Origin of the sequence: Arthrobacter sp. AL12 (assembly GCF_029960645.1) — a bacterium.
GTDB lineage: Bacteria > Actinomycetota > Actinomycetes > Actinomycetales > Micrococcaceae > Arthrobacter.
In genome coordinates this window covers 312,859-339,020 of record NZ_JASBQY010000002.1, presented here as the reverse complement: position 1 = coordinate 339,020, position 26,162 = coordinate 312,859, and the positions used below count along the sequence as shown (strand labels likewise).

The window sequence follows — 26,162 nt, the reverse complement described above, 5'->3', positions numbered from 1 at the left end:
TGGGTGGTGGGTGGCTAGACGGCAGGCGCCGGCTGGGGCTGGTTGGGCTGACTCTCACGCCTTGGACGCTTTTTTGCGAACCGCAGGTAGAGGGACGGGACGATGAACAGGTTGACCAGCGTCGACGTGACGAGGCCGCCCAGAATCACCACCGCCATGGGATGTTCTATCTCATGGCCGGGGATGTTCCCCATCACCACCAGCGGCACAAGGGCCAGTGCGGTGGCAAGAGTTGTCATCAGAATCGGTGACAAGCGCTCGGCGGCGCCCCGCATCACCAGGTCACGGCCAAAGGGCATGCCCTCGAACTGTTCCAGGTGCTGGCAGTGATTGATGAGCAGGATGCCGTTGCGGGCCGCGATGCCCATCAATGTCAGGAAGCCGACCAGCGACCCCAGGGATAGGATGCCTCCGCTCATGTGCGCGGCGATGATACCGCCCACGAGGGCCACCGGCAACGTCAGGATAGCGAGAATCGCGAGCCGCCAACTGCGGAACGCCGCCTGGAGCAGCAGGAAGACCACGATGACCGCGCCGGTCGCGTAAAGCAGGAGCCGCTGGGAGGCGGCCTGGCGTTCTGCGTACTCGCCGAGGACGACCGCTTCGTAGCCGACCGGGAACTCAATCGACTTCATCTCGGACTGCAACGTTTCGACCACCTTGGCCAGGTCGCCTTCCTTGACGTTGGCGCTGACGTCGATGCGCCGGGACCCCTCTGAACGCTCAATGACGTTCGGGGTGGGCTTGACCGCGACCGTGGCGACATCAGCCAACCGGATCTTCTGCCCGCTTGGCGTATCGAGCGGGAGATTCTCGATGCTCGACACGCTGGTCCGGGTTTCCGGAGCGCTCCACACCTGCACGTCGTAGGCCTTGCCGTCCCGATAGATGTCGCCCACCTCCTCGCCGGCGATCATCGTGGCCGCGGCCCGGCGGACGTCGCCAGGTTTCAGCCCGTAGCTGTTGGCCTTGTCCAGGTTCACTTCCACATTGACCTGCGGGACGTTGGCCTGGAGGGCGACCTTCGCACCTACTGCTCCTTCAATACCGCCGAGGATGGACTTGATCTTGTCAGCCTCCTGCTTAAGGATCGAGAGGTCGTCACCGTATACCCGGACGACAACGGCGTAGCCCGTGCCGGTCAGGACCTCGCGGATGCGTTCCTTGAGGTACGTCTGGACGTCCCGGACAATGCCGGGGTAGCCGTTCACAACTTCCTGAACAGCAGCCAGCGTCTCGTCGTAGTCCACCGCAGGGTCGACGCTGATCCAGTTCTCACCGAAGTAGACGCCCACCACCTCATCGGCGTTGAAGGCCTGCCCGATGTGGGACCCGCAGTTGTTCACGCCCGGGATCGTCATGAGCTCCTTGCACGCCAGCTGGCTGACACGGACCTCCTCCGAGTTGGACGTGCCCGGCTGAGTGAGCCAGTGCATCAGGAAGTCCCGCTCCTTGAAGGACGGCAGCAGCGACTGACCCAGCAGCGGGGCCGCGACAATGCCGATGACGCCCAGTGCCCCCAGGGCAAGATACCCCGGAACGGGCCGGCGGACGATGGGACGAAGCGCACGGGCGTACCAGCGCTTCAGAACCCGGACCAGCGGCGGATCACGATCCTCCAGTTTGGCGTTCCGGAGGAAGATGTACGCCATCGCCGGGGTGACTGTGAGCGCAACCAGCATGGACGCCATCACCGCAAGGGTGTAGGAGGTGGCCAGCGGCCGGAAGAACGCCCCCGTCAGGCCGTCCAGGAAGAAGATCGGCACCGTGGCAGCAACGATGATCAGGGTTGCGTACACAATCGGTCCCCGGACCTCAAGCGAGGCGTTGACCACCACCCTGGCCGTGCTTTCGGTGCCGCCATCTGCCCGGTGCTGCCGGAGCCGTCGAACGATGTTTTCGACGTCGATGATGGCATCGTCCACCACCACCCCGACGGCGATCACCAACCCCGCAAGCACCATCGTGTTGATTGTGCCTCCGGTCCAATACAACACCATGGCTGCGGCCATGAGGGACAGTGGAATGGCCAGCACGCTGACCAGCGCAGTCCGCCACTGGAAGAGGAACACGCTCAGCACCAGGATGACCAACAGGCATCCGAGGACGAGAGCCACCCCCAGGTTGCCGAGTGATTCCTCGATGAAGGTCGCCGGCCGGAAGATCGTGGTGTCCACTGCGATCCCGGTGAGGCCGGGTTCGAGTTGCTTCAGCGCCTCTTCGACCCCGCGCGTCACTTCGAGCGTGTTGCCCCAGGGCAGCTTTTCCACGATCAGCATGAGTCCCGGACCACCATTGATGACGGCGTCACCGATCAGCTGCTGGTGGTCTTCCACGACGTTGGCGACGTCGGAAAGCCGCAGCGGGGCCTGGCCCTCACGGTCGGCGACCGCCACCTTCGCAAGCTCTTCAGGCGATGTGATGGGCTGGACGTGCCGGATGGCCATGCTCTGGCTCGGTGTATCCAGCGCGCCGCCGGTACCGATCAGAGCGCCCGGGGAATACTTGAGCAGACCCGCGTCCAGGGCGTCACCGGTGGAGGTCATCACCGTCTCCAGCGTGACGTTGTTGGCCGCCAGCCTGGCAGGATCGACCTGCACCTGGAGCATCTGGAGGCGTTCGCCCCAGATAGCCACGTTTGCCACCCCCGGAACCCGGAGTAGATGGGCCCTGATGTTCCAGTACGAAATCATGGACATCTCGATCAGGGACCGGGTGTCCGAGGACAGCCCGATCTTCATGACTCGGCTGGTCGAGGACAGCGGCTGCAGCATCAGCGGCGGCGCCGCCCACGTGGGCAGGGTTGGTATGACAGTTGCCATCCGCTCTGAGACCAGTTGCCTGGCCGTCAGGATATCCGTGCCGTTCTCGAATTCCATGACGATCGACGAGAGCTGGGGGACCGACTTCGACCGCATGTGGTCGAGGCCGTCGATGCCGTTGAAGGCCTCTTCCAAGGGAACGGAGACCAGTTCTTCGACTTCGGCGGCGGTGAGTCCCAGGCACGCTGTCTGGACCTCGACCTTCGGCGGCGCAAACTCGGGGAACACGTCCACCGAGGCGCTGCTGAGTTGTGCGCCGCCCACGATCATCAGGGCAGCCGCCATCGCAATGATGATCGATCTGAACCTTAGGCTGGCTGCGACTATCCGGCGCATGTCATTTGCCTGTGTTGAATTCGGCGCCGAACAGTTCCGCTGCTCCCACTGTGACCACCAGGGTTCCTGCCGGCGGTCCGGCGGTGGCCGTGACCACGCCGGCTTCCACCTTGCCGACGGTAACCTCCTGGCGCTGGTAAACCCTGGGGGCGGGGTTGGTGTAGACCCAGGTCTTGCCGTTGGCGTCGTACATCAGGGCGCCGTAGTTAATCAGGACCTCTGTTCCCGTACCCGCCGTGACAGGCTCGGTTTTGAGCTCGAGCCGGTCCACGCCCCGTTGGGTGAGGGTCAGCTTCGCGATGCCGGTCGTCGCGTTCTTTTCCACTTTGGCCGGGGCCTCGCCCACGGCCGCCGGGGCAGCGGCGGGCGCCGCGCAGGCCGGGAGCGAGAACACGAGGGCTGCACAGACAGCGGCCGCCAGGGGCAGGCGCCGTTGGGGCTTGTGGCTGGTCATTTTGCTTCCACCTTTTCCTGCAAATCGGGCTGAACGGGGATTTCCGAGTCGTAGACCTCCGACCACTCTTCCGGGGCGGTCTGGGGACCGAACCAAAGGGTCAGGAGAGGGAACACCAACAGCCCCACAAGCGTCGTGGTGATGAGTCCGCCCGCAATGATCAGCAGCATCGGAACGACCAGGGCCTGCCCGACGCTGCCGCCCAACAACGCGGGCGGAATCAGGATGAGCACGGTGATCAGGGCTGACTTCAGGACCGGGGAGACCCGGTCGCGGGCCGCCGCCATGACGACCTCCGCCCGTGACGTCTGGGGCGCGGAGCGCCATAGCTCATCCGCACGGGCTGACAACAGAACCGCGTTGCGGGCAGCGATGCCCAGCACCGCAGCCATGGCGGTCAGTGAGAGCCAGGAGACCGAAGACGCACCGATCCACGCGGCCACGGCCGCGCCGGCAAGCGCCGCCGGCAATGACAGGAAGAGGGCCAGGGCCAGCTTCCAGCTCCGCACTGCGGTCTGAAGCAGCAGCAGTATGCCCACCAGGGCGGCCGCTGCAAGCCAGAGCACCACCGTGTCGGCCGCGCGCAGTTCGCTGTACTTCGCGGGAATCTCCGCGTGGTATTCAAGCGGGAACTGAATTTGCTTTATTGCCGCTTCAATATCGCGCTGGACATCGGCCAGGGGCCGCCCGGTGACGTCGGCCACCACGTCGATCCGCCGCGAGGTGGAATCGTGCTCGATGACTACTTCATTGGGAACCATCCGGACCGCGGCGATTTCACCCAGCTGGACATGGCCCCCGCTGGGGGTGTCCAGGAGCAGCTCACGGATGCTCGTCAGGTCATCCCTGACGCTAAGCGCCCCGCGTACGACCACTTCAAACACCTTCTGTTGTTCGAAGAGGTTGCCGACGATGATGCCCTGCATCAGCGTGGCCGCGGCACGCCTGGCGTCGCCTGGCTTGATGCCGACCCTCTGTGCTGCCTCGAGGTTGACTTCCACCTCAACGATCGGAGTCATGGCCGCGGCTTTGACGGTCGGGTTCTGTACGCCGCTGATGTTCGCAAGTGCCTGCCGAACCTCTTCGGCCTTTTCGCGCAGGATGGGCATGTCCGTCCCGTAAACCCGGACCGCAAAGCCCGGCTCCATGCTGCTGCGCACATCGCCGACCTCCTGCTGTGAGTAGTTCGAGACATTGTGGGCGATACCCGGGTAGCCCTGGACAACGTCCCGGACTGCCTGCTCGGTTGCACTGAAGTCGGCATCGGCGGCAATGGACACCCAGAGTTCGGCTGAATTGTTCCCGACAACCTGGTCCGAGGAGATGGCGCGGCCGATGTGGCCGCCAACGCCGGATACACCAGGCAGGGCCCGCAGCTCATCTGAGGCTTTGGATGCGACCCGGCGTACCTCATCAGTAGACGTGCCGGCCGCGCTGTCCCACTGCACCAGCAGGGTCCTGTCCGGCAGGGTGGGAATGAGCGGCCGGTTGGCGATCAGTTGGGATCCGGCGGCGAGGCCGAGCACCCCGATGACGGCAACAGCGACCAGACTGAGGGCGCGGCGGGAACGGGCGCTGTCCAGCGCCCGGCCGAAGTAGGCGCCAGCACGTCCGGCGGTAGGAGACTCCGGGCGGGTTGCGGTGTCCCGGGGCAGGAGCATCTGGGCCAGCACCGGCGTCACCGACAGGCCAACGAGCAACCCGGCGGCGAGGGCAAGCGCCAACGACCAGAAGAGCGGCTGGAAGAACGAGCCGCCGACACCGGTGACAAACAGTGTCGGAATAAGGGCGACCAGCATGATGAGTGAGGCGTGGAAGAGCGGAGTGCGGATGCCGCGGGTCACGTTGGTGATGCGGGACCTCAAAGTTGCATCGGTTTCCGTGGCCACGGTGGTCAGGGGCCTGCGGCGCTGTGCCTGGACGTCCTCCACTACGTCGCCCACGATCACGGAAACGCCGAGCAGAATGCCGAGCATAATCGTGATGTTCAGCGTCGCGTCTTGCGCGTAGAGCACCACGGCCGCCGTCATGACCGTCGCCGTGAGGGCCACCAGAGCGATCACAGCGACCCGCCAGGAACGGAAGAGGAGCCAGAAAAGCGCCACCGCGATCAGGAGGCTAAGCAGCAGCGCGATACCGAGACCGTCCACGGTGTCCTGAACGGCAGTGGCGGGACGGAACACGCTGGTGTCGATCGTGATGCCGGTGAGGCCAGGTTCCATGTCCTTCAGGGCTGCCTCGACGTCGCGGGTCACGTCCACCGTGCTGGTGCCCGGGAACTTCTCAACAACCAGCATGAGGCCCGCATCCTGCCCGACGACGGCGTCGCCGATCAGGGGCTGATGGTCTTCCTTGACCTGGGCGATGTCACCGAGGAGCATCGGCTGGGTTGCGTCCTCCACACTTACCTTGGCCAAATCCGCGGGAGTGCGGATCGGAAGGACGTGCTGGATGCCCAAGCGCTGGCTGGGCGACTCTACGAAACCGCCGGTGCCCGGTGTCGAGGCCTCAAGGAAACTCAACGGCGAGACCCAGACGGCATTACCGGTGGTCTTGATGATTTGCTCCAGGGTGATTCCCCTGTCGCGCAACTGGGTGGGAGTGACCTCCACCTGCAGCTGTTGTTCACGCTGGCCCCAGATGGACACGTTCGCCACGCCAGGGATGCCGATCAGCCGCGGCTTGACCTTCCACCGCGCCAGGACGGACATCTCGATGCCCGAAAGCTGCTTCGAGTTCAACCGGACCATCAGCACACGGCTGGTGGAGGACATCGGTTGCATGATGAGCGGCGGAGACGACACGTTTGGCAGGGCGTGCGCCTGGGTCATCCGTTCCGCCACAAGCTGACGGGCACGAAGGAGGTCCGTGCCCGGCTCGAAAACGAGTTCAATCGAGGACATCCCCGGAACGGATTTCGATCGGATCTCGTCCAGCCAGGCCACCCCATTGAGGAGGTCGGCTTCCATCGGGGCGGTAATGAGCTGTTCAACTTCGACAGCGGAAAGGCCCAGGGCCTCTGTCTGAATTTCGACTTGCGCGGGGGCGAATTCGGGCATTGTGTCCACTGCCATGCGTGGAACGTTAATAACGCCGAAGGTGATGAGTCCGGCAGCGAGAGCGAGCACCAGGATCCGGAACTGCAGACTAAACCGGGTTATCCAGCCAAACATGGCTAATCCGATTCCAGGTTGCTGCCCGTGACGCCGGAGCGCTCGGTCAGCTTCCAGCTTTGTGGAGTGACAGCACTGCACAAACAAAACATGTCGGGCTCCTCAGTCCGAGACCTGTTTGTGGAATCCCCCAGGGGTCTTGAGTGCATAGTGGCCCTCCCGACACGGTTTGGCAAGGTGGCAGAATTCGCCCGGAAACGCGGAACCTGAAAGTTTATTTCCAGTAGACGACAAACTTTAAACGGGGGAGATCCGGATACTCGGGATCACAGCAAAACTACTCGGAAGGGCGGAAAAATTACTCAGACAGAAGCTTAGAATTTACTCGGACAGACCGGGAGAAATTCCGCAAGTTGATGTCTCACGTACTTCATTTTGATGGCGCTGAGGACCCGGCGACGTCACCCTTGCCGGAGTAAGTACCGGATTTCCTTCCGAGTGGTGCGTTTATAACAATTTGGTCTACGATGCGGTGTCCGGGGGCCGCGCCGCACCTCTGGCCCGCAGGTCCGGTTTCCGCCAGGCTCCGAGCTGCGCAGTTTCCCCGGGATGCAGCCCGAGGCGCTAAAGTAGAGGTATGCGTGCGAACCTCCTGCTTAGCTAGCCGCCCGGTATCCCGACGAGAACTCGGATAGCCGAGCGGCAGCCCCTCCGTGTCGAGGGGCTTTTGTGTGTCTGGACCCTTTTGCGCAGACGGCTGACAGGGGAGCAGGCGTGGCAGGACAGTAGCCGCCGCCTGAGTGATTTGCGGTACAAGACTTGACGGAACATAAGGCTTGACAGAACAGAAGAGGCCAGCATTGAGCGTTCAGCCGGAGACAGAGACCGGAACACCAGCAGTCGCAGCGGAGACCCCTGAAGAGGGTGCCTACAGCTTCGCGGCCATTGAAGCCAAGTGGCCGCAGGTCTGGGAAGACCTCAAGGTCTTCACCCCCGTCGATGACGGGTCGAAGGAACGGCGGTACGTGCTGGACATGTTCCCGTACCCCTCCGGAGATCTCCACATGGGCCACGCCGAGGCGTTCGCCATGGGAGACGTCGTCGCGCGTTACCTGCGCCAGCAGGGCTACGACGTGCTGCACCCGATCGGCTGGGATTCTTTCGGGCTGCCCGCCGAGAACGCGGCCATCAAACGCAATGCCCACCCCAGCGAGTGGACGTATGCCAACATCGACACCCAGGCGGCGTCGTTCAAACGCTACGCCATTTCCGCCGACTGGTCCCGCCGGATCCACACCTCCGACCCGGAGTACTACCGCTGGACGCAGTGGCTCTTCAAGCGCTTCCACGACCGCGGCCTGGCCTACCGCAAGAATTCCCCGGTCAACTGGTGCCCCACGGACCAGACCGTGCTGGCCAACGAACAGGTGGTCAACGGTGCCTGTGAGCGCTGCGGCACCCCGGTCACCAAGAAATCACTGAACCAGTGGTACTTCAAGATCACCGACTACGCCGACCGGCTGCTCGATGACATGGACGAACTGCGCGGCCACTGGCCCGAACGGGTTCTGGCCATGCAGAAGAACTGGATCGGACGGTCCGAGGGCGCGCACGTCACCTTCGTGATCGAGGCCGACGGCGGCAAGCCCGCCATGGACGTGGCGGTGTTCACCACCCGCCCCGACACCCTGTACGGCGCGACGTTCTTCGTCGTTGCCGCGGACGCGCCGATCGCCGTCGAACTGGTCACCGAGGAACACGCCGCCGCCCTGGACGCGTACCGTGAGCAGGTCAAGGCGCTCTCGGAAATCGAACGCCAGTCCACTGAGCGGGAAAAGACCGGTGTCTTCACCGGCCGGTACGCCATCAACCCGCTCAACGGCGAGAAGCTGCCCGTCTGGGCGGCCGACTACGTGCTGGCGGACTATGGTACCGGCGCCATCATGGCCGTCCCGGCCCACGACCAGCGCGACCTCGACTTCGCCCGGACCTTCGACCTGCCCGTGCGGGCGGTGTTGGACACCGGCGAGGAGGACCCCGCCGTGAGCGGCACGGCGACCTCCGGCGAGGGAACCCTGATCAACTCCGGTGCCCTGGACGGCCTGCCCAAGGCAGAGGCGATTCCGGCCGCCATCGGGATCCTGGAGCAGCAGGGCACGGGCGAGAAATTCGTGAACTTCCGCCTGCGCGACTGGCTGCTCAGCCGGCAGCGTTTCTGGGGCACCCCGATCCCGATCATCCACTGCCCGGCCTGCGGGGAGGTCCCGGTCCCGGACGAACAGCTGCCTGTCACCCTGCCGGCCGACCTGCGCGGCGAGGACCTGTCCCCGAAGGGAACGTCACCGCTGGCCGCCGTCGAAAGCTGGGTCAACGTGGAGTGCCCCAGCTGCCACAGTCCGGCCAAGCGCGACACGGACACCATGGACACCTTCGTGGACTCGTCCTGGTATTTCCTGCGCTTCGTCTCGCCGCAGTACACAGAGGGCCCGTTCGATCCGGAGAAAATCAACGACTGGATGCCGGTCGGGCAGTACGTGGGCGGCGTGGAGCACGCCATCCTGCACCTTCTCTACGCGCGGTTCTTCACCAAGGTCATCCACGACCTGGGCATGATCGACGCAGACGAGCCGTTCAGCGCGCTGCTGAACCAGGGCCAGGTACTCAACGGCGGCAAGGCCATGAGCAAGTCCCTGGGCAACGGCGTTGACCTGAGTGAACAGCTGGACAAGTACGGCGTCGACGCCGTCCGGCTCACCATGATCTTCGCCTCCCCGCCGGAGGACGACGTCGACTGGGCCGACGTCTCGCCGTCGGGCTCCGCGAAGTTCCTGGCCCGCGCCTGGCGCCTGGGCCGGGACGTCACCAGCGCCCCCGGCGCCGACTTTGCTGCGGGGGACCGTGCCCTGCGTGCCGTCACACACCGCACGATCGCAGACGCGGAAGCCCTGCTGGACCACAACAAGTTCAACGTGGTCGTGGCGAAGCTGATGGAACTGGTCAACGCGACGCGTAAGACTATTGACGCAGCCGGCGGAGCGGGCGGCGCCGATCCGGCGGTCCGTGAAGCCGTGGAGACCGTGGCGGTTATCCTGAGCCTCTTCGCTCCGTACACGGCCGAGGACCTCTGGAACGTGCTGGGACATCCCGCCTCAGTGGCCAACGCCGGCTGGCCGGCGCATGACGCGGCCCTCCTGGTCCAGGACACGGTGACCGCCGTCGTCCAGGTCCAGGGCAAGGTCCGGGACCGGCTGGAAGTCTCGCCGGAGATCAGCGAGGACGAACTGCGGGAACTGGCCCTGGCGTCGGAAAACGTCCAGCGAGCCCTCGACGGCCGTGGGATCCGCACGGTGATCGTCCGGGCACCTAAGCTGGTCAATATCGTCCCGGCCTAACCGGGAGCCGGCCGCCGGTTCCCCCCGGCGGCTGGCCGATACCGCAAGTCCGTCAGCGTGCAGACAGCAGGAGGTCCTTCGTGCCCCACCGCGACCCCGCAGGATGGCTGAAGGAGCGCCTCAGCGGGCTCCGGCAGACCAAACCGTCCGCGGAAGGCCCGGCAGTCGGCCCCGCCGCCGTCGTGCGGACTGCCGTCGTCACGGACTCGGCCGCGGCGCTGCCGGCCGACTGGGTCCATGCCGTCTCCGCCGACGGGCGGCTGACGGTCGTCCCGATGCCGGTGATGGTGGGGGCGGAAATCTACGGCGAGGGCGAGGACGACATCGCCGAGACGATCGCCCTGGCCCTTGCCAGCGGCAGGCCCGTCAAGACCTCGCGCCCTTCACCCGGACAGTTTGAACAGGCGTACCTTGCGGCCCAGCGCAACGGCTTTGAGTCCGTCGTCTCGCTCCATATTTCCGGGGAACTGTCCGGAACGGTGGACTCCGCCCGGCTCGCCGCCGCCCGCGTGGACATCCCGGTGGAGGTCTTGGACTCGCGCACCGTCGGCATGGCGCAGGGGATGGGTGTCCAGGGCGCCGTCGCCGCGGCGGCGGACGGTGCGGCCGCGGCCGACGTGCGCGCGTTCGCCGAGCATGGACTCGCCAGCACCAAGGTGTACTTCTACGTCCCGAGCCTGGAACAGCTGCGCCGTGGGGGGCGGATCGGCGCCGCGGCATCGCTCTGGGGGACCATGTTCTCGATCAAGCCCATCCTCGCGGTGGAGGACGGCAAAGTCGTTCCGCTGGAGAAGGTGCGGTCGGCAACGAAGGCCATCGCCCGGCTTCAGGAGATCGTTGTGGCCGACGCCGCCGGCCGGCCCCCGGGGCAGGCCCGGTTCGCCGTCCACCATTTCGGCAACCCGGCCGAGGCGGAACAGCTCGCGGCGCAGCTGGCCGAAGCGGTCCCCGGCTGTGCGCCTGTCCAGATCAGTGCCCTTCCGGCCGTGCTGGCGGCCCATGCCGGACTTGGTGTTCTGGCAGTTATCGTGGGGGAGAGCAGCACCCCGGCAGCCACGGACATCCCCGGCCCGCCATAGTCCGGCGCGCCATAGCTGTATCCCGCTGTTTCGCGCTATCCACTCAAGACCCGTTGGCCCTGCCCGGTGGTCTCCTGCTATCCACTCAAGACCCGTTGGCCTTGCCCGGCGGTCTCCCGCTATCCACATAGGACCCACAGCCCCTGAACCGAGTGCCCGGAGCTTCGTAGGATGGGCGCATGCCGCGCCACAATCCTGGAGACCCGCCCGGTGCCGAACCGGGTAGCGCCGACCGCAGGCTGGCGGCCGCAGTTCGTCCGGGCACTGTTCGTCCTGACGCCGGAACGGGCCTGCTCGACGGGCCGCCCTTCGTGTCAAGTCCCGGGAGGCAGCATGACCCCGCTCCGGACCCGTCGCCGGTCCGCAACCCCCGGATCAGGTGGCGCACCGGGCGCCGTGCGGCGGCGTTGCTGTGCCTGCTGGCCACAGTGTTCCTCTGCTGGTTCTGGTGGCAGGCGGCGAACGTCACAGCAGAGGTCAGTCCGCTCAGTTCCATCAACCCAACGGAAGCCAGCAGAGCAGAGGATCCGGAACCTGAAAGAGGACCGTCAGCCGTCCCGGAGAATTCCCCCGGCAATGGCAATGGCAATGGCAATGGCAATGGCAACGGCAACGGCAACGGCAACGGCAACAGCGGCGGCAACGGCAACAGCGGCGGCAACGGCAACGGCAACAGCGGAGGCGGAGGCGGCGGAGGTGGAGGGCAAAGCGGAGGCGGAGCGGACAGCCACGACAGCATCATCGTGCATGTGGCCGGAGCGGTTGTCCGGGCCGGCATCGTGGAGCTGCGGCGGGGAAGCCGCCTGCACGAGGCCATCGCGGCGGCCGGAGGCGGTGCCCCTGGCGCAGACCCGGACCAGCTCAATCTCGCGGCCGTCCTCGAGGACGGGCAGCAGGTCGTGGTGCCGCGGCAGGGTGAAACCGTGCCGGCCGCGTCCGCCCCGGTGGGTGGCGCGGGCGCCCGGGGAAGCCCGGGGAGCGGCTCCCCTCCCGCAGGGGGAAAGATAAACCTGAACACGGCCGGCGCCGAGGAACTGGCCGCCCTCCCTCGGGTGGGCCCAGTGCTGGCCCAACGGATCGTGGACTGGCGCAAGCAGCACGGTGACTTCCGGCGGGTTGAGGAACTCGATGCGGTGGACGGGTTCGGGCCAAAGCTGCTCGAAGGCCTGCTGCCCCTGGTCCGGGTGTGAGGGCGTGCCGGACCTGGAATTTACGAGTCGTTGGCAGCAGTATGTTGATGCCGCGGTGGGCCGGACACCCGGGAACCCCCGGGCGTCAGAGCCCGCCCATACCGGGGAGTGGAACACCCATGCGCCGAGGCCGGCGCCCGCGCTGGCACGGTACGGGAACACCCACGTCGCGGCGGCACGTCTGCAGGCCCGCCCGCAGCGGCGCGGCGGCCCGGCGGCCCGCGGCTGGCTGACATCATTCGCAGTCCGCGGCCGCGCCGGTCCGGCCAGGGCGGACACCCTCCGCAGGACCGATGTGCGTCTGGTCCCCCCGGCGGTTCTGGTGTGGGCAACTGCCGCTGCGGTTCACCACCTGCACCCTGCAGCGCTGGCCGCCCTCTGCCTGAGCCTCGTGGCCGGTTCGGGACTGCTGCTGCTCAGGGCAGTGTCCACCGCCGGGGCGCGACCGCCCGGGGCGCCGGCGCACGGGAGCTTCCACGCGACGATGGCCGGCGCCCTGCTGCTCGCCGCGGCGGCGGGCGGGCACGGCGCGGCCGACTCCGCCCGCCGGCACGAAGGGGCCGTGGCCGCCGCAGCCGCCTCGAACACCGCCGTCGCCGTCGAAATCGAGATTGCGGGGTCGCCGCGGCGACTCAGGACGCCTGGGCGATCCGGGCTCGCGGACCGGTGGGCGGTCCCAGCCACCCTGATCAACATGACTTTCGACTCGCACCGGGTCCAGGCGCCGGCCAGGCTGCTGGTCCTGGGCGGGGGCGACTGGGAACGTTCAGCTCCGGGTCAGCGGATCCGCACGACCGGCAAACTCAAGCCGCCCGGGCCGGGGCAGCCGGAAGCGGCGGTTCTCTCGGTCAGCTCGGCCCCGCTGACGCTCGGGGCGGCCTCGAACTGGCAGCAGGGCCCGGCCGAACTCCGAGGTCGCTTCACAACGGCCGCCGGGCGCTTCGACGGTGACGCCCAGGGACTCCTGCCGGGCATGGTCACCGGTGACACCAGCCGCCTTGACCCGGAGCTGGACGCGGCCATGAAGTCCGTCGGGATGACCCACCTGACGGCCGTCAGCGGCGCCAACTGCAGCCTCATCCTGGGCGCCCTCCTGCTGGCCGCCCGAAGCCTGCGGTTCAACCGGGCGTTCGCGGCGGTCCTCTGCCTCGCGGGGCTGGGCCTGTTTGTCCTGATGGTAGGCCCGGAGTCCAGTGTCCTGCGCGCAGCCGTGATGGGCGCAATCGGCCTCGTGGCCCTTGCCGGCGGCCGGCCCGGCCGGGGCTTGAGCTTCTTGTGCCTCGCCGTGATCGGACTTGTACTGGTAGAGCCGGGGCTCTCGACCAGCTTCGGATTCCTGCTCTCCGTACTTGCGACCCTCGGCATCGTGGTGACAGCCCGGCCGATCATGGCCTGGTTCCCGGCTCCGGTGCCGCGCTGGCTCGCCGCAGGATTCGCAGTTCCGCTGTCCGCTCAGGCCTTCTGCGGGCCGGCGATTGTCTTCCTGCAGCCGCAGTTCTCCACCTATGCCCTGCCCGCCAACATGGCCGCCGCCGTCCTTGTCGCACCAGTCACGCTGCTGGGGACAGCGGCCGTGCCCTTGGTGCCGCTGGCCCCGGCCCTCGCCGCCGCGCCGCTGGGCATCGCTGCGGCTTTCGCCACCGGGGTCGGCGTGATCGCACGCTGCTTCGCCGGGCTACCGGGCGCGGTCCTCCCGTGGACGGAAGGAGTGTTCGGGGCCGCGACGATGACGCTTTTCTCGGCCTGCACCATCGCCGCCTGGTGGCTGCTATTCCACCCCGCCCGCACCGCTGCGCTGGCCCGGGATGCGCATGAACGGATAGTGGCACTGCTCAACCGAATCCCGCCCCGCGGCGACGGCCTGCGGGCATCGCGGGGAGGGGCCCGGCCCGGCTTGGTGCACCGCCTGGGCCGTGGCAGGCTTAGAGTCTGTAAACAATATTCCGGGAGGAAACCTCAGTGGCTGCTGCCCAGACCCCACGCGCACGGTCCGCCGCGTCGAACACCGCCACCTGGCGCGACGTGACCCCGGCCGCCGTCGTGCTGGTCGGCGGACCGGAAGACTATCTGGGGTCCCGGGCCATGGACCGCATCCGGGCGCAGGTCCGCGCCGCTGCCCCTGATGTCGAAGTCACGCGGCTCAATGCCGGCAACTACGAGCCAGGCTCCCTCGCCATGAACGTCAGCCCGTCCCTTTTCGGCGAGCAGAAGCTCATCGAGGTGGAGGGCCTGGAGGGCATGAACGACGCCTTCCTGGCCGACGGGCTCAAATACCTCACCCGCCCCGAGCCCGACGCCGTGCTGGTCCTCCGACATAGCGGTGGCGTGCGCGGCAAGAAGCTCCTGGACGCTGTCAAGGCCGGCGGATGGCCGGTGGTGGACTGCCAGCCCCTGAAAAAGGACGCCGACAAGGTCGCGTTCGTGACGTCCGAGTTCAAGGCGGCGTCCCGCCGCGTTGATCCCGACGCGGTGCATGCCTTGGTCAACGCCGTCGGCGCGCATCTGGCTGAACTCGCCGCCGCCTGCAGCCAATTGATCGCCGATGCCGCCACCGGGGTGGATACCGCCATGGTGGACCGGTATTACGGGGGCAGGGTGGAAGCTACGGCGTTCAAGGTCGCCGACGCCGCGATGGCCGGCAACGCCCCGCTGGCACTGTCCACCCTCCGCCACGCCCTGGACACCGGGGCTGACCCGGTGCCCCTGGTGGCCGCGCTTGCCTCGAAGCTGCGCACCCTCGCCAAGGTTGCCGGCGCCCAGGGCTCCTCGTCGCAGATTGCCAAGCAGTTGGGCATGCAGCCCTGGCTTGTCGAGCAGGCGCAGCGCGAGGTGCGGCGCTGGACTCCGGAGGGGCTCGTCCGGTCCATCCAGGTGACCGCCGAGGCTGATGCACAGGTCAAGGGCCTGTCCCGGGACCCGGTCTACGCCGTCGAACACGCTGTGACGGTGATTGCGACGTCCGTGCGCCGCTGACACCGGGCTTCGGGTGCGCTGGCCGGCCGTGCGGGCGCCGCCCGGGCCATGGTGCGGGCTGGCCCATGGTCCGGCGGCCGACGTGCGGTTAACTGGAAGTGGCCGGCACCCGAGGGTGCCGGCCACAATCATCAGTTCAAGTGAACTGGAAACCTTTAGAGGGCGTTGACCTTCTTGGAGATGGCCGACTTGCGGTTTGCAGCGTTGTTCTTGTGGAGAACGCCCTTGCTGACAGCCTTGTCCAGCTTGCGGCTGGCGGAAAGCAGCGCGGTAGCCGCAGCATCCTTGTCGGTGGACTCAACGGCGGTGTTGACGGCGCGGATGGCCGTCTTCAGCTCGGACTTGACTGCGTTGTTACGCAGGCGGGCCTTCTCGTTGGTGAGGATGCGCTTCTTCTGGGACTTGATATTAGCCACGTGTGAACTCTCTTTTTCAATGCGGAAAATGGTCTAGAGGGCTTTCAGATTGGCCATTGACTGAGCGGCGTGGGGATACCTATGGCGACCAACCATCTGTGGCCGTCGACCTGCACGGACACACAGCTGTCAATAGTAGCAGAAAGGCCGGCGGTGTGGCGATTTAGAGGCGTTCAGCGCCAGCCGTGGCGGCTCTGCAGGACGCCGGCGATGCGGCCGAAGCTTCCTGCATCGAGGATGGCGCCCTCGCGCCGCACATCCTGCGGGTTGATCTGCAGGATGCGGTCCAGTTTCGCCTCACTGGGGCGCGACTGCCGGTCCCAGGGGCCGGTGCCGATGTCAATATAGTCGTCCGCGCGTCGCGGGTCGCCGTCGTGGTCCTTGCTGGTGAGCATCAGCCCGAGCAGATAGCGGCCGCTCGTGCCCACCAGCAGCACCGGACGGTCTTTGCCCCGCGAGTGGTCCTCTTCATACGGCACCCATGTCCAGACGACTTCGCCCGGTTCGGGCCGGCCGTTGGGGGAGGGCGCGTAGCTGACCTTCGACGTTCCGCGGAAATCGCCGGGATAGGCGTTGGCCAGTCCGACGGCGGCGCCTCCGCCGGTCCCCGGGCGTCCGCCGGTCTTTGGGCCGGTCTTCGTACCGGTCCGTCCCGGCTGGGCGTTGGGTCCGGACTTTGCCCTTGTTCCGGGCTTGGCCTTGGTGCCGGCCGGTCGGGCCGAACCGGAGCTGCTTGGCGCTGAGCCCGGGCGTCCCTCCAGGAAGCGCATGGTGCTGCGGATTGCATTGCCGATCGAGCGTAAGTTCCAAGCCATGGGGAAACACTACCGGCAGCGTAACCAGTCCGGCGGCAGCCAGGCGGTCGGCCGAAGGCTGGGATGCACTCCCATGGGCCCGAACGTGGGAGACTATAGGTTCAGAGATGCGGCACGTCGCGGGCTGGGAAACCAGCCCCCTTGCCGGTCTGTGCAAAAGCCAACAGTATTGCCAACAGTAAGGACCCTGCGTGTCTCCCATGGCCCGCACCGCCCCGGTGCCCGCGGCAACAGAGCCGGACATCATCCGGAACTTCTGCATCATTGCGCACATTGACCACGGCAAGTCCACACTGGCCGACCGGATGCTCCAGTACACCGGCGTGGTCCAGTCCCGCGACATGAAGGCCCAGTACCTGGACCGCATGGACATTGAGCGCGAGCGCGGCATCACCATCAAGTCCCAGGCTGTCCGTATGCCGTGGGAGCTCGACGGTGTCAGCTACGCGCTGAACATGATCGACACCCCCGGGCACGTTGACTTCACCTACGAGGTTTCCCGCTCGCTCGCGGCCTGCGAAGGCGCCGTGCTGCTGGTCGACGCGGCCCAGGGCATCGAGGCCCAGACCCTCGCCAACCTTTACCTGGCGATGGAAAACAACCTCACCATCATCCCGGTCCTGAACAAGATCGACCTCCCGGCAGCCCAGCCCGAGAAGTACGCAGCGGAGCTGGCCAACCTGATCGGCGGCGACCCCGACGAGGTGCTCCGCGTCTCCGGCAAGACCGGAATGGGCGTCGAGGTCCTGCTCGACAAGATCGTCCGCGACCTTCCGGCCCCCAAGGGTGACCCCAACGCCCCGGCCCGCGCCATGATCTTCGACTCGGTCTACGACACCTACCGCGGCGTCGTCACCTACGTCCGCGTGGTTGACGGCATGCTGCACCCCCGCGAACGCATCCAGATGATGTCCACCCGCGCCACCCACGAGCTCCTCGAGATCGGCGTCAGCTCCCCGGAGCCGACCCCCTCCAAGGGCCTCGGCGTCGGTGAAGTGGGCTACCTCATCACCGGCGTGAAGGACGTCCGCCTGTCCAAGGTCGGGGACACCGTCACCAACCTCGCCAAGCCGGCGTCCGAATCCCTCCCCGGCTATGCCGATGCCAAGCCGATGGTCTTCTCGGGCCTGTATCCGCTGGACGGCACGGACTACCCGGTGCTCCGCGATGCGCTCGAGAAACTGATGCTCAACGACGCTGCCCTGGTGTACGAACCGGAGACGTCCGCCGCACTGGGCTTCGGCTTCCGCGTGGGATTCCTGGGCCTGCTGCACCTGGAAATCACCCGTGAGCGGCTCGAACGCGAATACAACCTGGACCTCATCTCCACCGCCCCCAACGTGGAATACGAGGTCACCCTGGAGGACAAGAAGGTCGTCCACGTGACGAACCCCAGCGAATACCCCACCGGCAAGATCGCGGAGGTCCGCGAACCGATGGTCGCCGCCACCATCCTCGCCCCGAACGAGTTTGTCGGCGCCATCATGGAGCTGTGCCAGAGCCGGCGCGGCGTCATGGGCGGCATGGACTACCTCTCCGAGGACCGGGTGGAAATCCGCTACCGCCTGCCGCTGGCCGAGATCGTCTTCGACTTCTTCGACATCCTCAAGTCCAAGACCCGCGGCTACGGCTCGCTGGACTGGAAGGCCGACGGCGACCAGGTCGCCGACCTGGTCAAGGTCGACATCATGCTCCAGGGCGAACAGGTGGATGCCTTCTCCGCCATCACACACCGTGACAAGGCCTACGCCTACGGCGTCATGATGACCGGCAAGCTGCGCGAACTCATTCCGCGGCAGCAGTTCGAGGTGCCCATCCAGGCTGCCATCGGTTCCCGGATCATCGCCCGGGAAAGCATCCGAGCCATCCGCAAGGATGTGCTCGCGAAGTGCTACGGCGGTGACATCACCCGAAAGCGGAAACTGCTGGAAAAGCAGAAGGAAGGCAAGAAGCGCATGAAGATGGTCGGCCGCGTCGAGGTCCCGCAGGAAGCCTTCATCGCCGCCCTCACCACGGACGAATCCAAGGACAAGGCCAAGAAGTAGCGGTGCCACTTATGACTGTCCCCATTCAGGCAGGCCCGGACCGTGCCTAGCGCCCTCCCGCTGGGCGACCCGGCGCCGCCGGACGGGTTGCTGCCGGCCCAGGCGCTGGAAGGCGCCCCGGGCCGGGCCTTCGGGCTGTATGTCCACATCCCGTTCTGTGCCGTGCGCTGCGGCTACTGCGACTTCAACACCTACACCGCCACGGAGCTCGGCGGCGGGGCCTCCCAGGACGCCTACGCCGGTACCGCCATCGCGGAGGTCGACTTCGCGGCGGCGGTCCTGCAGCGCAGCGGAGTGCCGGCGCGCCCGCTCAGCACGGTCTTTTTCGGCGGCGGAACACCCACGCTGCTTCCCGCCGCGGACCTGGCCCGGATCCTCACCGCCGCCATCGCGGCCTGGGGCCTTGAGCCCGGCGCCGAGGTCACCACCGAGGCGAACCCGGACTCCGTCACCCCCGAGTCCCTGCAGTTGCTGGCCGACGCCGGCTTCACCAGGGTCTCCTTCGGCATGCAGTCCGCGGTGCCGCACGTCCTGAAGGTGCTGGACCGCACCCACACCCCGAGCCGGGTGCCCCAGGCGGTCCAATGGGCCCGGGAGGCCGGCCTCGCCGTCAGCCTTGACCTGATTTACGGAACGCCGGGGGAGTCGCTGGCGGACTGGCGCCACTCGCTGGAGACGGCACTGTCGTACGGGCCTGACCACATCAGCGCCTACGCACTGATCGTCGAGGAGGGCACCAAACTCGCCGCGCAGATCCGCCGCGGTGAAGTGCCGGGAATCGACGACGACGACCACGCGGCCAAGTATGAGCTCGCCGACGAACTTATGTCGGCCGGCGGGCTCTCCTGGTACGAGGTCAGCAACTGGTCCCGGACCCCGGAGCAGGCCTGCCGCCACAACCTCGCCTACTGGCGAGGGGACGACTGGTGGGGGATCGGCCCGGGCGCGCACTCACACGTTGGCGGCGTGCGCTGGTGGAACGTCAAGCATCCCACCGCCTATGCCAACCGTCTCGGGTCCGGGCTCTCGCCGGCCGCCGGCCGGGAAACCCTCGACTCGGAGACCCGCAACGTGGAGCGCGTCATGCTCGCGGCGCGGCTGAACTCAGGGCTGGAGATCGCCAGCCTCGGCGGGCTCGGTGATACCGGGCGGCACGCCGTCGCCGGGCTCATCGCCGACGGCCTCGTGGATCCCGTGGCGGCCTTCCGCGGCAACCTCGTCCTGACGCTCAAGGGCCGGCTGCTCGCCGACGCCGTGGTCCGCAGGATCCTGCCGGACTGACGCAGGTCCTGCCGGCCCAACGCCGGTTTTGAACTGACGCAGGTCCTGCGAGAGAGGCCCTGGCCCGGCGGGAGGGCGCAGGTCACGCCGGACTTCGCCGGCAGGGGCTGCGGGCCTACTTGATCCAGCGGAGGTTGAACTCGTAGCGGTGCGGCTGGCCGCGGTTGACGTGGATGCCGGCCGCGACCGAGAAGCACGTCACGGCAATCCAGATGACCGTGGCCAGGACCGCGAAGATGTTGCCCACCACCGGGACGAAGACCAGCAGGTTGCACAGCACGGCAGCAATCGTGGGGGGCAGCGTGAAGTTAAGGGCTTCCTTGGACTCCTGCGCCGTGAACGGGCCGCGGTCCTTGAAAATCAGGTAGATCAGCAGCGAGGGAACGCAGCCCAGGATGCCGCCGAAGTGCGCCAGCGTGGCCCACTGCCGGTCCTCGTTTGCCGTCAGCGGCAGCGCATTTGCGGGAACGCCGTGGTACGGGGGCTGGCCATGGCCGGCCTGGTTGCCAGTGTGTTCGCGTGCGTCATCTGCCACGGTGTCGTCCTTCGGATTGCGGGTGGTGCGTTGCTGCCTGGAGGTGCCAGGGCTGCGCCGGGAGCGCAGCCGCCTTACAAGAATACTTGCTCGGGCGCGGAATCACCGATCGGCCCGCTGGCTGGGGTGCGCGGGGGGCGCCTCAGGGAACGGTGAGGAAGTCGATGACCTCCTCCACCCGGCCCAGCAGGGAGGGTTCCAGATCGGCGTAGCTCCGGACCGCGCCAAGGAGCTTTTGCCAGCCCAGGCCGATGTCCTCCTTGGTGCTGTGCGGCCAGCCGAAGGCCATCAGGATACCGGTCTTCCAGTCCACGCCGCGGGGGATCACAGGCCACTTCTCGATTCCCAGCACGGCGGGCCGGATCGCCTGCCAGACGTCGACGTAGGGGTGGCCAACGATCAGGACGTTGCCGGCCGCTCCGGGGGATGCCATCACCGCCGCGGCGATCCGGGATTCCTTGGAATCGGGCACCAGATGGTCCACCAGGACACCGAGCCGGCGTCCGGGCCCGGGCCCGAAGGCTGCCACGGCACCGGCGAGGTCATCGATGCCGTGCAGCGGCTCGACCACGATGCCCTCCACCCGGAGATCGTCTCCCCAGACCCGTTCGACGAGTTCGGCGTCGTGCTTGCCTTCCACCCAGATCCGGCTCGCTTTGGCCACCTGGGCGCGGTGGCCAGCCACCCGGACGGAGCCGGAGGCGGTTCTGGTGCCGCCGGCGGGTTCCGCGGCGGCCCGGGGCGCCGGCGGCATCAGCCGGATCGGCTGGCCCTCCAGCAGGAAACCGAAGCCGAGCCGGAACGACCGGGACTTGCCGCGGCGGTCTTCGAGGGCCACCACGACCATGCCGCCGGATTTCTCCACCCGCGTGACGGCACCCACCCAGCCGGACTGCACATCCTCGAGCACCATTCCGCGCTCCACCGGCACTTCAGGCAGTTCGGTCCTGGCCGGGCTGGACAGGTCCTGGGGGCCCCAGTTCTGGTACGACATCGGTTACACCCTGCTCTACGGTCGGTTTGCTGCGGCGGGCTGTGCCCGAAAACACCCGCCCCAGGAGGAACGCCCGGAGCGAATTCAATGCTAACAATGCGGCGACTCATATTAGACTGGTTAGCACTTAGGCGTGGCGAGTGCTAACCACCATGTCTTTGTGCCGGAACCATTGTCCGGCGCGGCCGGCGAGCGGCGGCACCGGATGCAGGACAGTCGAAGGGAGGTGGAGCGTGAGCGAACCACGCAAGCTCGAAGTGCTGCGCGCCATCGTGGAGGACTACGTCCATTCGCGTGAACCCGTCGGCTCGAAAGCCCTCGTCGAACGGCACCACCTCGGGGTGTCCAGCGCCACGATCCGCAATGACATGGCGGCCCTGGAAGATGAGGGCCTGATTACGGCACCGCACACGAGCGCCGGGCGCATCCCCACGGACAAGGGCTACCGGCTCTTCGTGGACCAGATTTCGGCGGTCAAGCCGCTCTCACCGGCCGAGCGCCGCGCCATCCAGGCACTCCTGGAGGGCTCCGACGACCTCGACGACGTCCTCGACCGGACCGTGCGGCTGCTCTCGCAGCTGACCAACCAGGTCGCCGTCGTGCAGTACCCCCACCTCAGCCGCGCCAAGGTGCGGCACATCGAATTCGTCCTGCTGGCTCCCCGCAAGGTGCTCGCAGTGCTGATCGCAGACACCGGCAAGGTGGAACAGCGGGTTATCGATGCGGGGCAGGAGCTTTCCGACGAGGTCCTGTCCGAGCTGCGCACCCGGTTCCTCGGCAGCCTCTCGGGCACGCCGCTGAACCTGCTGCCGCAGACACTGCAGTCCGTCATTGCCGGCTGCCCTCCCGCCCGTCGCGGCCCCGCGCAGGCGCTGGCGCGTGGCCTGGAGGCTCTGGCCACCAGCAGCCGCGAGGAGCGGATGGTCATGGCCGGAACCGCCAACCTGGCCCGCTCCAACGTCGACTTCCCGCTCAGCATCGGCCCGGTGCTGGAAGCCCTCGAGGAGCAGGTGGTCATGCTCCGCCTGCTGAGCGACATGGCCGAGGACCCGCGGGGGGTGACGGTCAGCATCGGCCGGGAAAACCCGTATGACGGACTCGCCGAGGCCTCCGTGGTGGCAACCGGCTACGGCCCGGACGCGACGGCGAAAGTCGGCGTGCTGGGCCCCACCCGGATGGACTATCCGACCACCATGGCCGCCGTCCGGGCCGTGGCCCGCTACCTTTCTCGGATTCTCGGCCCCTGACGAACCGCGCAGACCCGGCTGGCCTGACGGCCCGACGGGCCGGCACCAGACTTCTTGCCCCTAACAGGCAGTGCCCCACCGGCAGTATAAAAAGGAAGAGATACACATTTTGAGCAGCCATTACGACGTTTTGGGAGTCTCCCGTGAAGCTACCGGAGAAGAGATCAAGAAGGCCTACCGCAAACTCGCGCGGACCCTCCACCCGGACGTGAACCCGGGGGACGACGCCTCGGACCGCTTCAAGGCCGTCACCCACGCCTATGAGGTGCTGTCTGACCCGCAGAAACGCCGGATCTACGACACCACCGGCAACGAGAACGGCACCGACAACGGCTTCGGCGGCGGCAGCTACGCCGGCCAGGGCTTCGCGTTCCAGGACATTTTCGAGACCTTCTTCGGCGCCGGCGGCCAGGCCGGGCCGGCCTCCCGGGTCCGTCGCGGCCAGGACGCGCTGATCAGCGTCCGGATCGACCTCCGCGACGCCGTGTTCGGCGTCAACAAGAAAATCGAAGTGGACACGGCCGTCACCTGCCCCACCTGCGATGGCTCGTGCTGTCGTGCAGGCAGCCACCCCGTGCGCTGCGACATCTGCGGCGGCAGCGGCCAGGTCCAGCGCGCCGTGCGTTCTATCCTCGGCCAGGTCATGACCACGGCCCCCTGCGGCTCCTGCGAGGGCTTCGGCACCGTGATCAAGGACCCCTGCAACGAATGTGCCGGCCAGGGACGGATCCGCAGCCGGCGTTCCCTGACGGTCAAGGTTCCCGCCGGTGTGGCCACCGGCACCCGCATCCAGCTCTCCGGGCAGGGCGAGGCCGGACCTGCCGGCGGCCCCGCGGGCGACCTGTACGTTGAGATCCGGGTCAACAACGACGCCACGTACGTTCGCGACGGCGACGACCTGCACGCGAGCCTCAACATCCCCATGACGGCCGCCGCGCTGGGCACCGAGCTGACCCTCGAGACCTTCGACGGCCGGCAGGAGATCGACGTCAAGGCCGGCACCCAGTCCGGCGAGGTCATTACGCTCCGCGGGCTCGGCGTTACCCACCTGCGCGGCTACGGCCGTGGCGACCTCAAGGTCCACCTCCAGGTGGACACCCCCGCCAAGCTCGACGCCGCCCAGGAGGATCTGCTCCGCCAGCTCGCCAAGCTGCGCGGGGAACAGTTCAGCGAAGGAAAGCTCGCCGTGAGCGGCGGGGTCTTCTCTAAGATTCGGGACCGGTTCGGTAACCTGTAGCCGTGAGCAACCCGGTCTTCTTCACTGCCCCCGGCACCCTGGACGGGCTGGCCCCCGGTTCCGTCTTCGTCCTTGACGGTCCAGAGGCCCGCCATGCGGTCACGGTGAAGCGGCTTGGTGTGGGGGAGAGCGTGGACATCGCCGACGGCGCCGGAAAACGCCTCACCGGCACCGTGGCCGCCGTCGCGCCCGGCGAACTGTCCGTGGAGTGTTCCCGACTCGCCGAGGAGCCCCGGCCTGCGGTGCGGCTCGTGCTGGTCCAGGCCCTCGCGAAGGGCGACCGGGACGAACTCGCTGCCGAAACCGCTACCGAGCTGGGGATCGACGCCGTCGTCCCCTGGCAGGCGGAACGGTCGATCGTCCGCTGGAAGGCCGAACGCGCGGCGAAAGCCCACGCCAAGTGGCAGTCGGTTGTCACGGCGGCGGCAAAGCAGGCACGCCGCGCCTGGATTCCCCCGGTCCGCCCCGCCGTCGACGGCGCCGGGCTGCAGGCAGCAGTGGCGGCGGCCGACCTGGCCGTCATCCTGCACGAGGACGCCGTCCGTCCGCTGCGGCAGGTGCTGGAGGCCTGGCAGGACGCCGGCTCGGCAGCTGACCGGGCGGCCGCCGACGGCGCTGCGGCCGGCTGGTCAGACGGCGGCCGCGAGGTGCTCCTGATCGTCGGACCTGAGGGCGGCATCAGCCCGAGGGAGGTGACCAGGCTCTGCGACGCCGGCGCGGTGACGGCCCTGCTGGGGCACCATGTGCTGCGCTCGTCCACGGCCGGTCCCGCCGCCACGGTCCTGGCCAGCGACGTCCTCGGCCGCTGGTAGCGTCCCGCAGTCCGTCCGCGCATAAAGGAAGCGATCGACTGCTCCATAAGCGCCGTTTTGAGGGTTCAAAAGGGCCGCTACGGAGCAGCCGATCCGGAAATCCGGCGGGGTCCGCTATTTGACCGTGAACCCGCGGGTGTCGACGTTCAGATCCTCGGCCGGGTTCCCCTCTTCGAGCTGCGCCACCCGGACCTCATAGTTGCCCGGCCCCAGGCTGACCGACAGGCCGAAGGCTCCCGACTGGCCGGCCTCAGCCGAGGCCGTGACGGTCCCGTCCAGGTACCGGGTCTCGACGCTGCCTTCGATGCGCAGGATTTCCCACCGAAGTTTGCCGCCCGGAGTGGTGCTTCGGCCGGAGATCTTGACGGCACCGTCCTCCACGGAGGTCCCCTCCTGGGGATCGATGATCCATACCGGGGCGACCATGCCGACGCTGCGGGCCGTCGGAGAGCCAAGCCGGACGTGGTTGAAGGCGACGTAGTCGGTATGGCCGTCCACGAGCACCACCACCTGGATCTGCTGGCCGGCATCGATTAGCCCCGCGCTGGCCGCGGCTGCCGTCGCGGTATAGACGAGCTGCTGGACCGCGCGCTCGGCCATGGCCGGGTCCACATTGCTGTTGAAGGCGTCCGCGGACATGTCGACCGTGATGACATTCTTGCCCGAAATGGAGCTTGCCAGTTTCTTGGGGTCCTGCCACGGGGTGAAGAAGTCCGGATCGAGCGGCTTCTCGGACATCATGACCCGAAGCGCCCGCGTGACCGGATTGTCCTGTTCCGGAACGTCACGGAACTCCCGGTAGAGGAACATGCTGTCGTTGCTCCGGCCGATCCAGTACACCGGCGCCTTGTTGGACGCCTGCGTGGTTTCCAGCGGTGCGCTCGTGGCCGGCGCCGACGCCTGGGCAGAAAGGACCTGCGAGGGGGTACTGGAATCCGTGATGCCGGTCTGGGATGTGGCCACGCAGCCGGTGAGGGCCAGGGCCAGCGCTGCGGGCAGCGCCAGCAGCGGCATGCCCGGACGTATCCGCCTGCCTGCCGCTGTTTGCCCGGTCCCGCGATCCCTGATGGCCGTTGCCTTCCACTGCTCGGATTCTTAGAGTTCAACCACCCCCAGCCCGGCTCAAAACCGCGACGGAGGAAGGTTTCCAGCATGGCACACGGGTCGGGGGCGAACGCCTGGATTCGGCCGGCCGGCGGGAAATGCAACGGGAACGATATGAGGCCGATACGAACTTGATACCTAAATGCGCGAAAGCCGGCGGATGACGCCGTGCGGCGGACCGACAGGCCGCCGCGCCCGGCGCGGTGCGAAGCCCCGCTCTGGCGTAAGATAAAAGGACCCGCTGACACCCGGAACCAGAAGGCAAATCAAGCGCCGTCGGGGCCGGGTCAGCACAGACCATTTCCAACTGGAGGGGA

At 67.3% G+C, this 26,162-nt stretch carries 19 protein-coding genes; 10 read left to right on the top strand and 9 right to left on the bottom strand.

Features of this window, described 5'->3' with window-relative positions; all coding sequences use genetic code 11:
- Positions 1-14: 14 nt before the first annotated feature.
- From QK291_RS04305 to QK291_RS04295, 3 genes are read right to left on the bottom strand one after another with little or no spacing between them, the layout of a single operon-like run.
- Positions 15-3,158 (bottom strand): efflux RND transporter permease subunit, encoded by a 3,144-nt coding sequence (locus QK291_RS04305; RefSeq protein ID WP_282379443.1) that lies wholly within the window; start codon positions 3,156-3,158, stop codon positions 15-17.
- 1 nt (position 3,159) lies between these two features.
- Positions 3,160-3,612: a hypothetical protein gene (locus tag QK291_RS04300; protein ID WP_282379441.1), complete on the bottom strand. Its 453-nt coding sequence runs from the start codon at positions 3,610-3,612 to the stop codon at positions 3,160-3,162.
- On the bottom strand, positions 3,609-6,785 hold the full coding sequence (locus QK291_RS04295) for an efflux RND transporter permease subunit (protein WP_282379440.1): 3,177 nt from the start codon (positions 6,783-6,785) through the stop codon (positions 3,609-3,611). The genes QK291_RS04300 and QK291_RS04295 overlap by 4 nt, the downstream gene beginning before the upstream one ends.
- 800 nt (positions 6,786-7,585) lie before the next feature.
- Here QK291_RS04295 and leuS point away from each other — a divergent pair.
- Together leuS and QK291_RS04285 are read left to right on the top strand one after the other, a co-directional pair.
- Positions 7,586-10,117 carry a leucine--tRNA ligase gene (gene leuS, locus QK291_RS04290; RefSeq protein ID WP_282379439.1) on the top strand — a complete coding sequence of 844 codons (2,532 nt, stop codon included), beginning with the start codon at positions 7,586-7,588 and terminating at the stop codon, positions 10,115-10,117.
- Positions 10,118-10,197: 80 nt separating this feature from the next.
- Entirely contained in the window at positions 10,198-11,196 is a 999-nt protein-coding gene (locus tag QK291_RS04285) for a DegV family protein (RefSeq protein WP_282379438.1), read from the top strand.
- Between the two features lie 548 nt (positions 11,197-11,744).
- Here QK291_RS04285 and QK291_RS04280 read toward each other — a convergent pair.
- Positions 11,745-11,927, bottom strand: a complete 183-nt coding sequence (locus QK291_RS04280; RefSeq protein WP_282379437.1) for a hypothetical protein — start codon at positions 11,925-11,927, stop codon at positions 11,745-11,747.
- An 18-nt stretch (positions 11,928-11,945) separates the two neighbouring features.
- Here QK291_RS04280 and QK291_RS04275 point away from each other — a divergent pair, with 18 nt between their 5' ends.
- The 3 genes from QK291_RS04275 to holA are packed head-to-tail and all read left to right on the top strand — an operon-like array spanning position 11,946 to position 15,359.
- On the top strand, positions 11,946-12,386 hold the full coding sequence (locus tag QK291_RS04275) for a ComEA family DNA-binding protein (RefSeq protein ID WP_282379436.1): 441 nt from the start codon (positions 11,946-11,948) through the stop codon (positions 12,384-12,386).
- A gap of 55 nt (positions 12,387-12,441) precedes the next feature.
- On the top strand, positions 12,442-14,412 hold the full coding sequence (locus QK291_RS04270) for a ComEC/Rec2 family competence protein (RefSeq protein ID WP_282379435.1): 1,971 nt from the start codon (positions 12,442-12,444) through the stop codon (positions 14,410-14,412).
- On the top strand, positions 14,346-15,359 hold the full coding sequence (gene holA, locus QK291_RS04265; RefSeq protein ID WP_282379434.1) for a DNA polymerase III subunit delta: 1,014 nt from the start codon (positions 14,346-14,348) through the stop codon (positions 15,357-15,359). Before QK291_RS04270 ends, holA begins: the two co-directional genes overlap by 67 nt.
- Positions 15,360-15,514: 155 nt before the next feature.
- Here holA and rpsT read toward each other — a convergent pair whose 3' ends face one another.
- Together rpsT and QK291_RS04255 are read right to left on the bottom strand one after the other, a co-directional pair.
- Complete coding sequence (gene rpsT / locus QK291_RS04260; RefSeq protein ID WP_226775157.1) at positions 15,515-15,775, bottom strand: 30S ribosomal protein S20; 261 nt, start codon at positions 15,773-15,775, stop codon at positions 15,515-15,517.
- 173 nt (positions 15,776-15,948) lie between these two features.
- Positions 15,949-16,590: a type II toxin-antitoxin system PemK/MazF family toxin gene (locus QK291_RS04255; RefSeq protein ID WP_282379432.1), complete on the bottom strand. Its 642-nt coding sequence runs from the start codon at positions 16,588-16,590 to the stop codon at positions 15,949-15,951.
- Positions 16,591-16,781: 191 nt separating this feature from the next.
- On the opposite strand from QK291_RS04255, the gene lepA reads away from it, so the two are divergent.
- Both lepA and hemW read left to right on the top strand, forming a co-directional pair.
- Positions 16,782-18,635 (top strand): translation elongation factor 4, encoded by a 1,854-nt coding sequence (gene lepA, locus QK291_RS04250; protein ID WP_282379430.1) that lies wholly within the window; start codon positions 16,782-16,784, stop codon positions 18,633-18,635.
- Positions 18,636-18,677: 42 nt separating this feature from the next.
- A complete protein-coding gene (gene hemW / locus QK291_RS04245; protein ID WP_282379428.1) occupies positions 18,678-19,916 on the top strand; it encodes a radical SAM family heme chaperone HemW in 1,239 nt (412 codons plus the stop codon).
- A 115-nt stretch (positions 19,917-20,031) separates the two neighbouring features.
- Here the strand turns inward: hemW and QK291_RS04240 are convergent, their stop codons facing one another.
- Positions 20,032-20,451, bottom strand: coding sequence for a DUF4870 domain-containing protein (locus QK291_RS04240; RefSeq protein ID WP_024368069.1), 420 nt, complete (start codon positions 20,449-20,451; stop codon positions 20,032-20,034).
- Positions 20,452-20,593: 142 nt separating this feature from the next.
- A complete protein-coding gene (locus tag QK291_RS04235) occupies positions 20,594-21,445 on the bottom strand; it encodes a DUF3097 domain-containing protein (protein WP_282379423.1) in 852 nt (283 codons plus the stop codon).
- Between the two features lie 233 nt (positions 21,446-21,678).
- On the opposite strand from QK291_RS04235, the gene hrcA reads away from it, so the two are divergent.
- The 3 genes from hrcA to QK291_RS04220 all read left to right on the top strand — a co-directional run bounded on the left by hrcA (position 21,679) and on the right by QK291_RS04220 (position 24,741).
- Complete coding sequence (gene hrcA, locus QK291_RS04230; RefSeq protein ID WP_282379421.1) at positions 21,679-22,692, top strand: heat-inducible transcriptional repressor HrcA; 1,014 nt, start codon at positions 21,679-21,681, stop codon at positions 22,690-22,692.
- 109 nt (positions 22,693-22,801) lie between these two features.
- Positions 22,802-23,929: a molecular chaperone DnaJ gene (gene dnaJ / locus QK291_RS04225; RefSeq protein WP_282379419.1), complete on the top strand. Its 1,128-nt coding sequence runs from the start codon at positions 22,802-22,804 to the stop codon at positions 23,927-23,929.
- Positions 23,930-23,931: 2 nt separating this feature from the next.
- Positions 23,932-24,741: a 16S rRNA (uracil(1498)-N(3))-methyltransferase gene (locus tag QK291_RS04220; protein WP_282379417.1), complete on the top strand. Its 810-nt coding sequence runs from the start codon at positions 23,932-23,934 to the stop codon at positions 24,739-24,741.
- Between the two features lie 114 nt (positions 24,742-24,855).
- Here the strand turns inward: QK291_RS04220 and QK291_RS04215 are convergent, their stop codons facing one another.
- A complete protein-coding gene (locus tag QK291_RS04215; RefSeq protein ID WP_282379415.1) occupies positions 24,856-25,755 on the bottom strand; it encodes a GerMN domain-containing protein in 900 nt (299 codons plus the stop codon).
- Positions 25,756-26,162 lie beyond the last annotated feature (407 nt).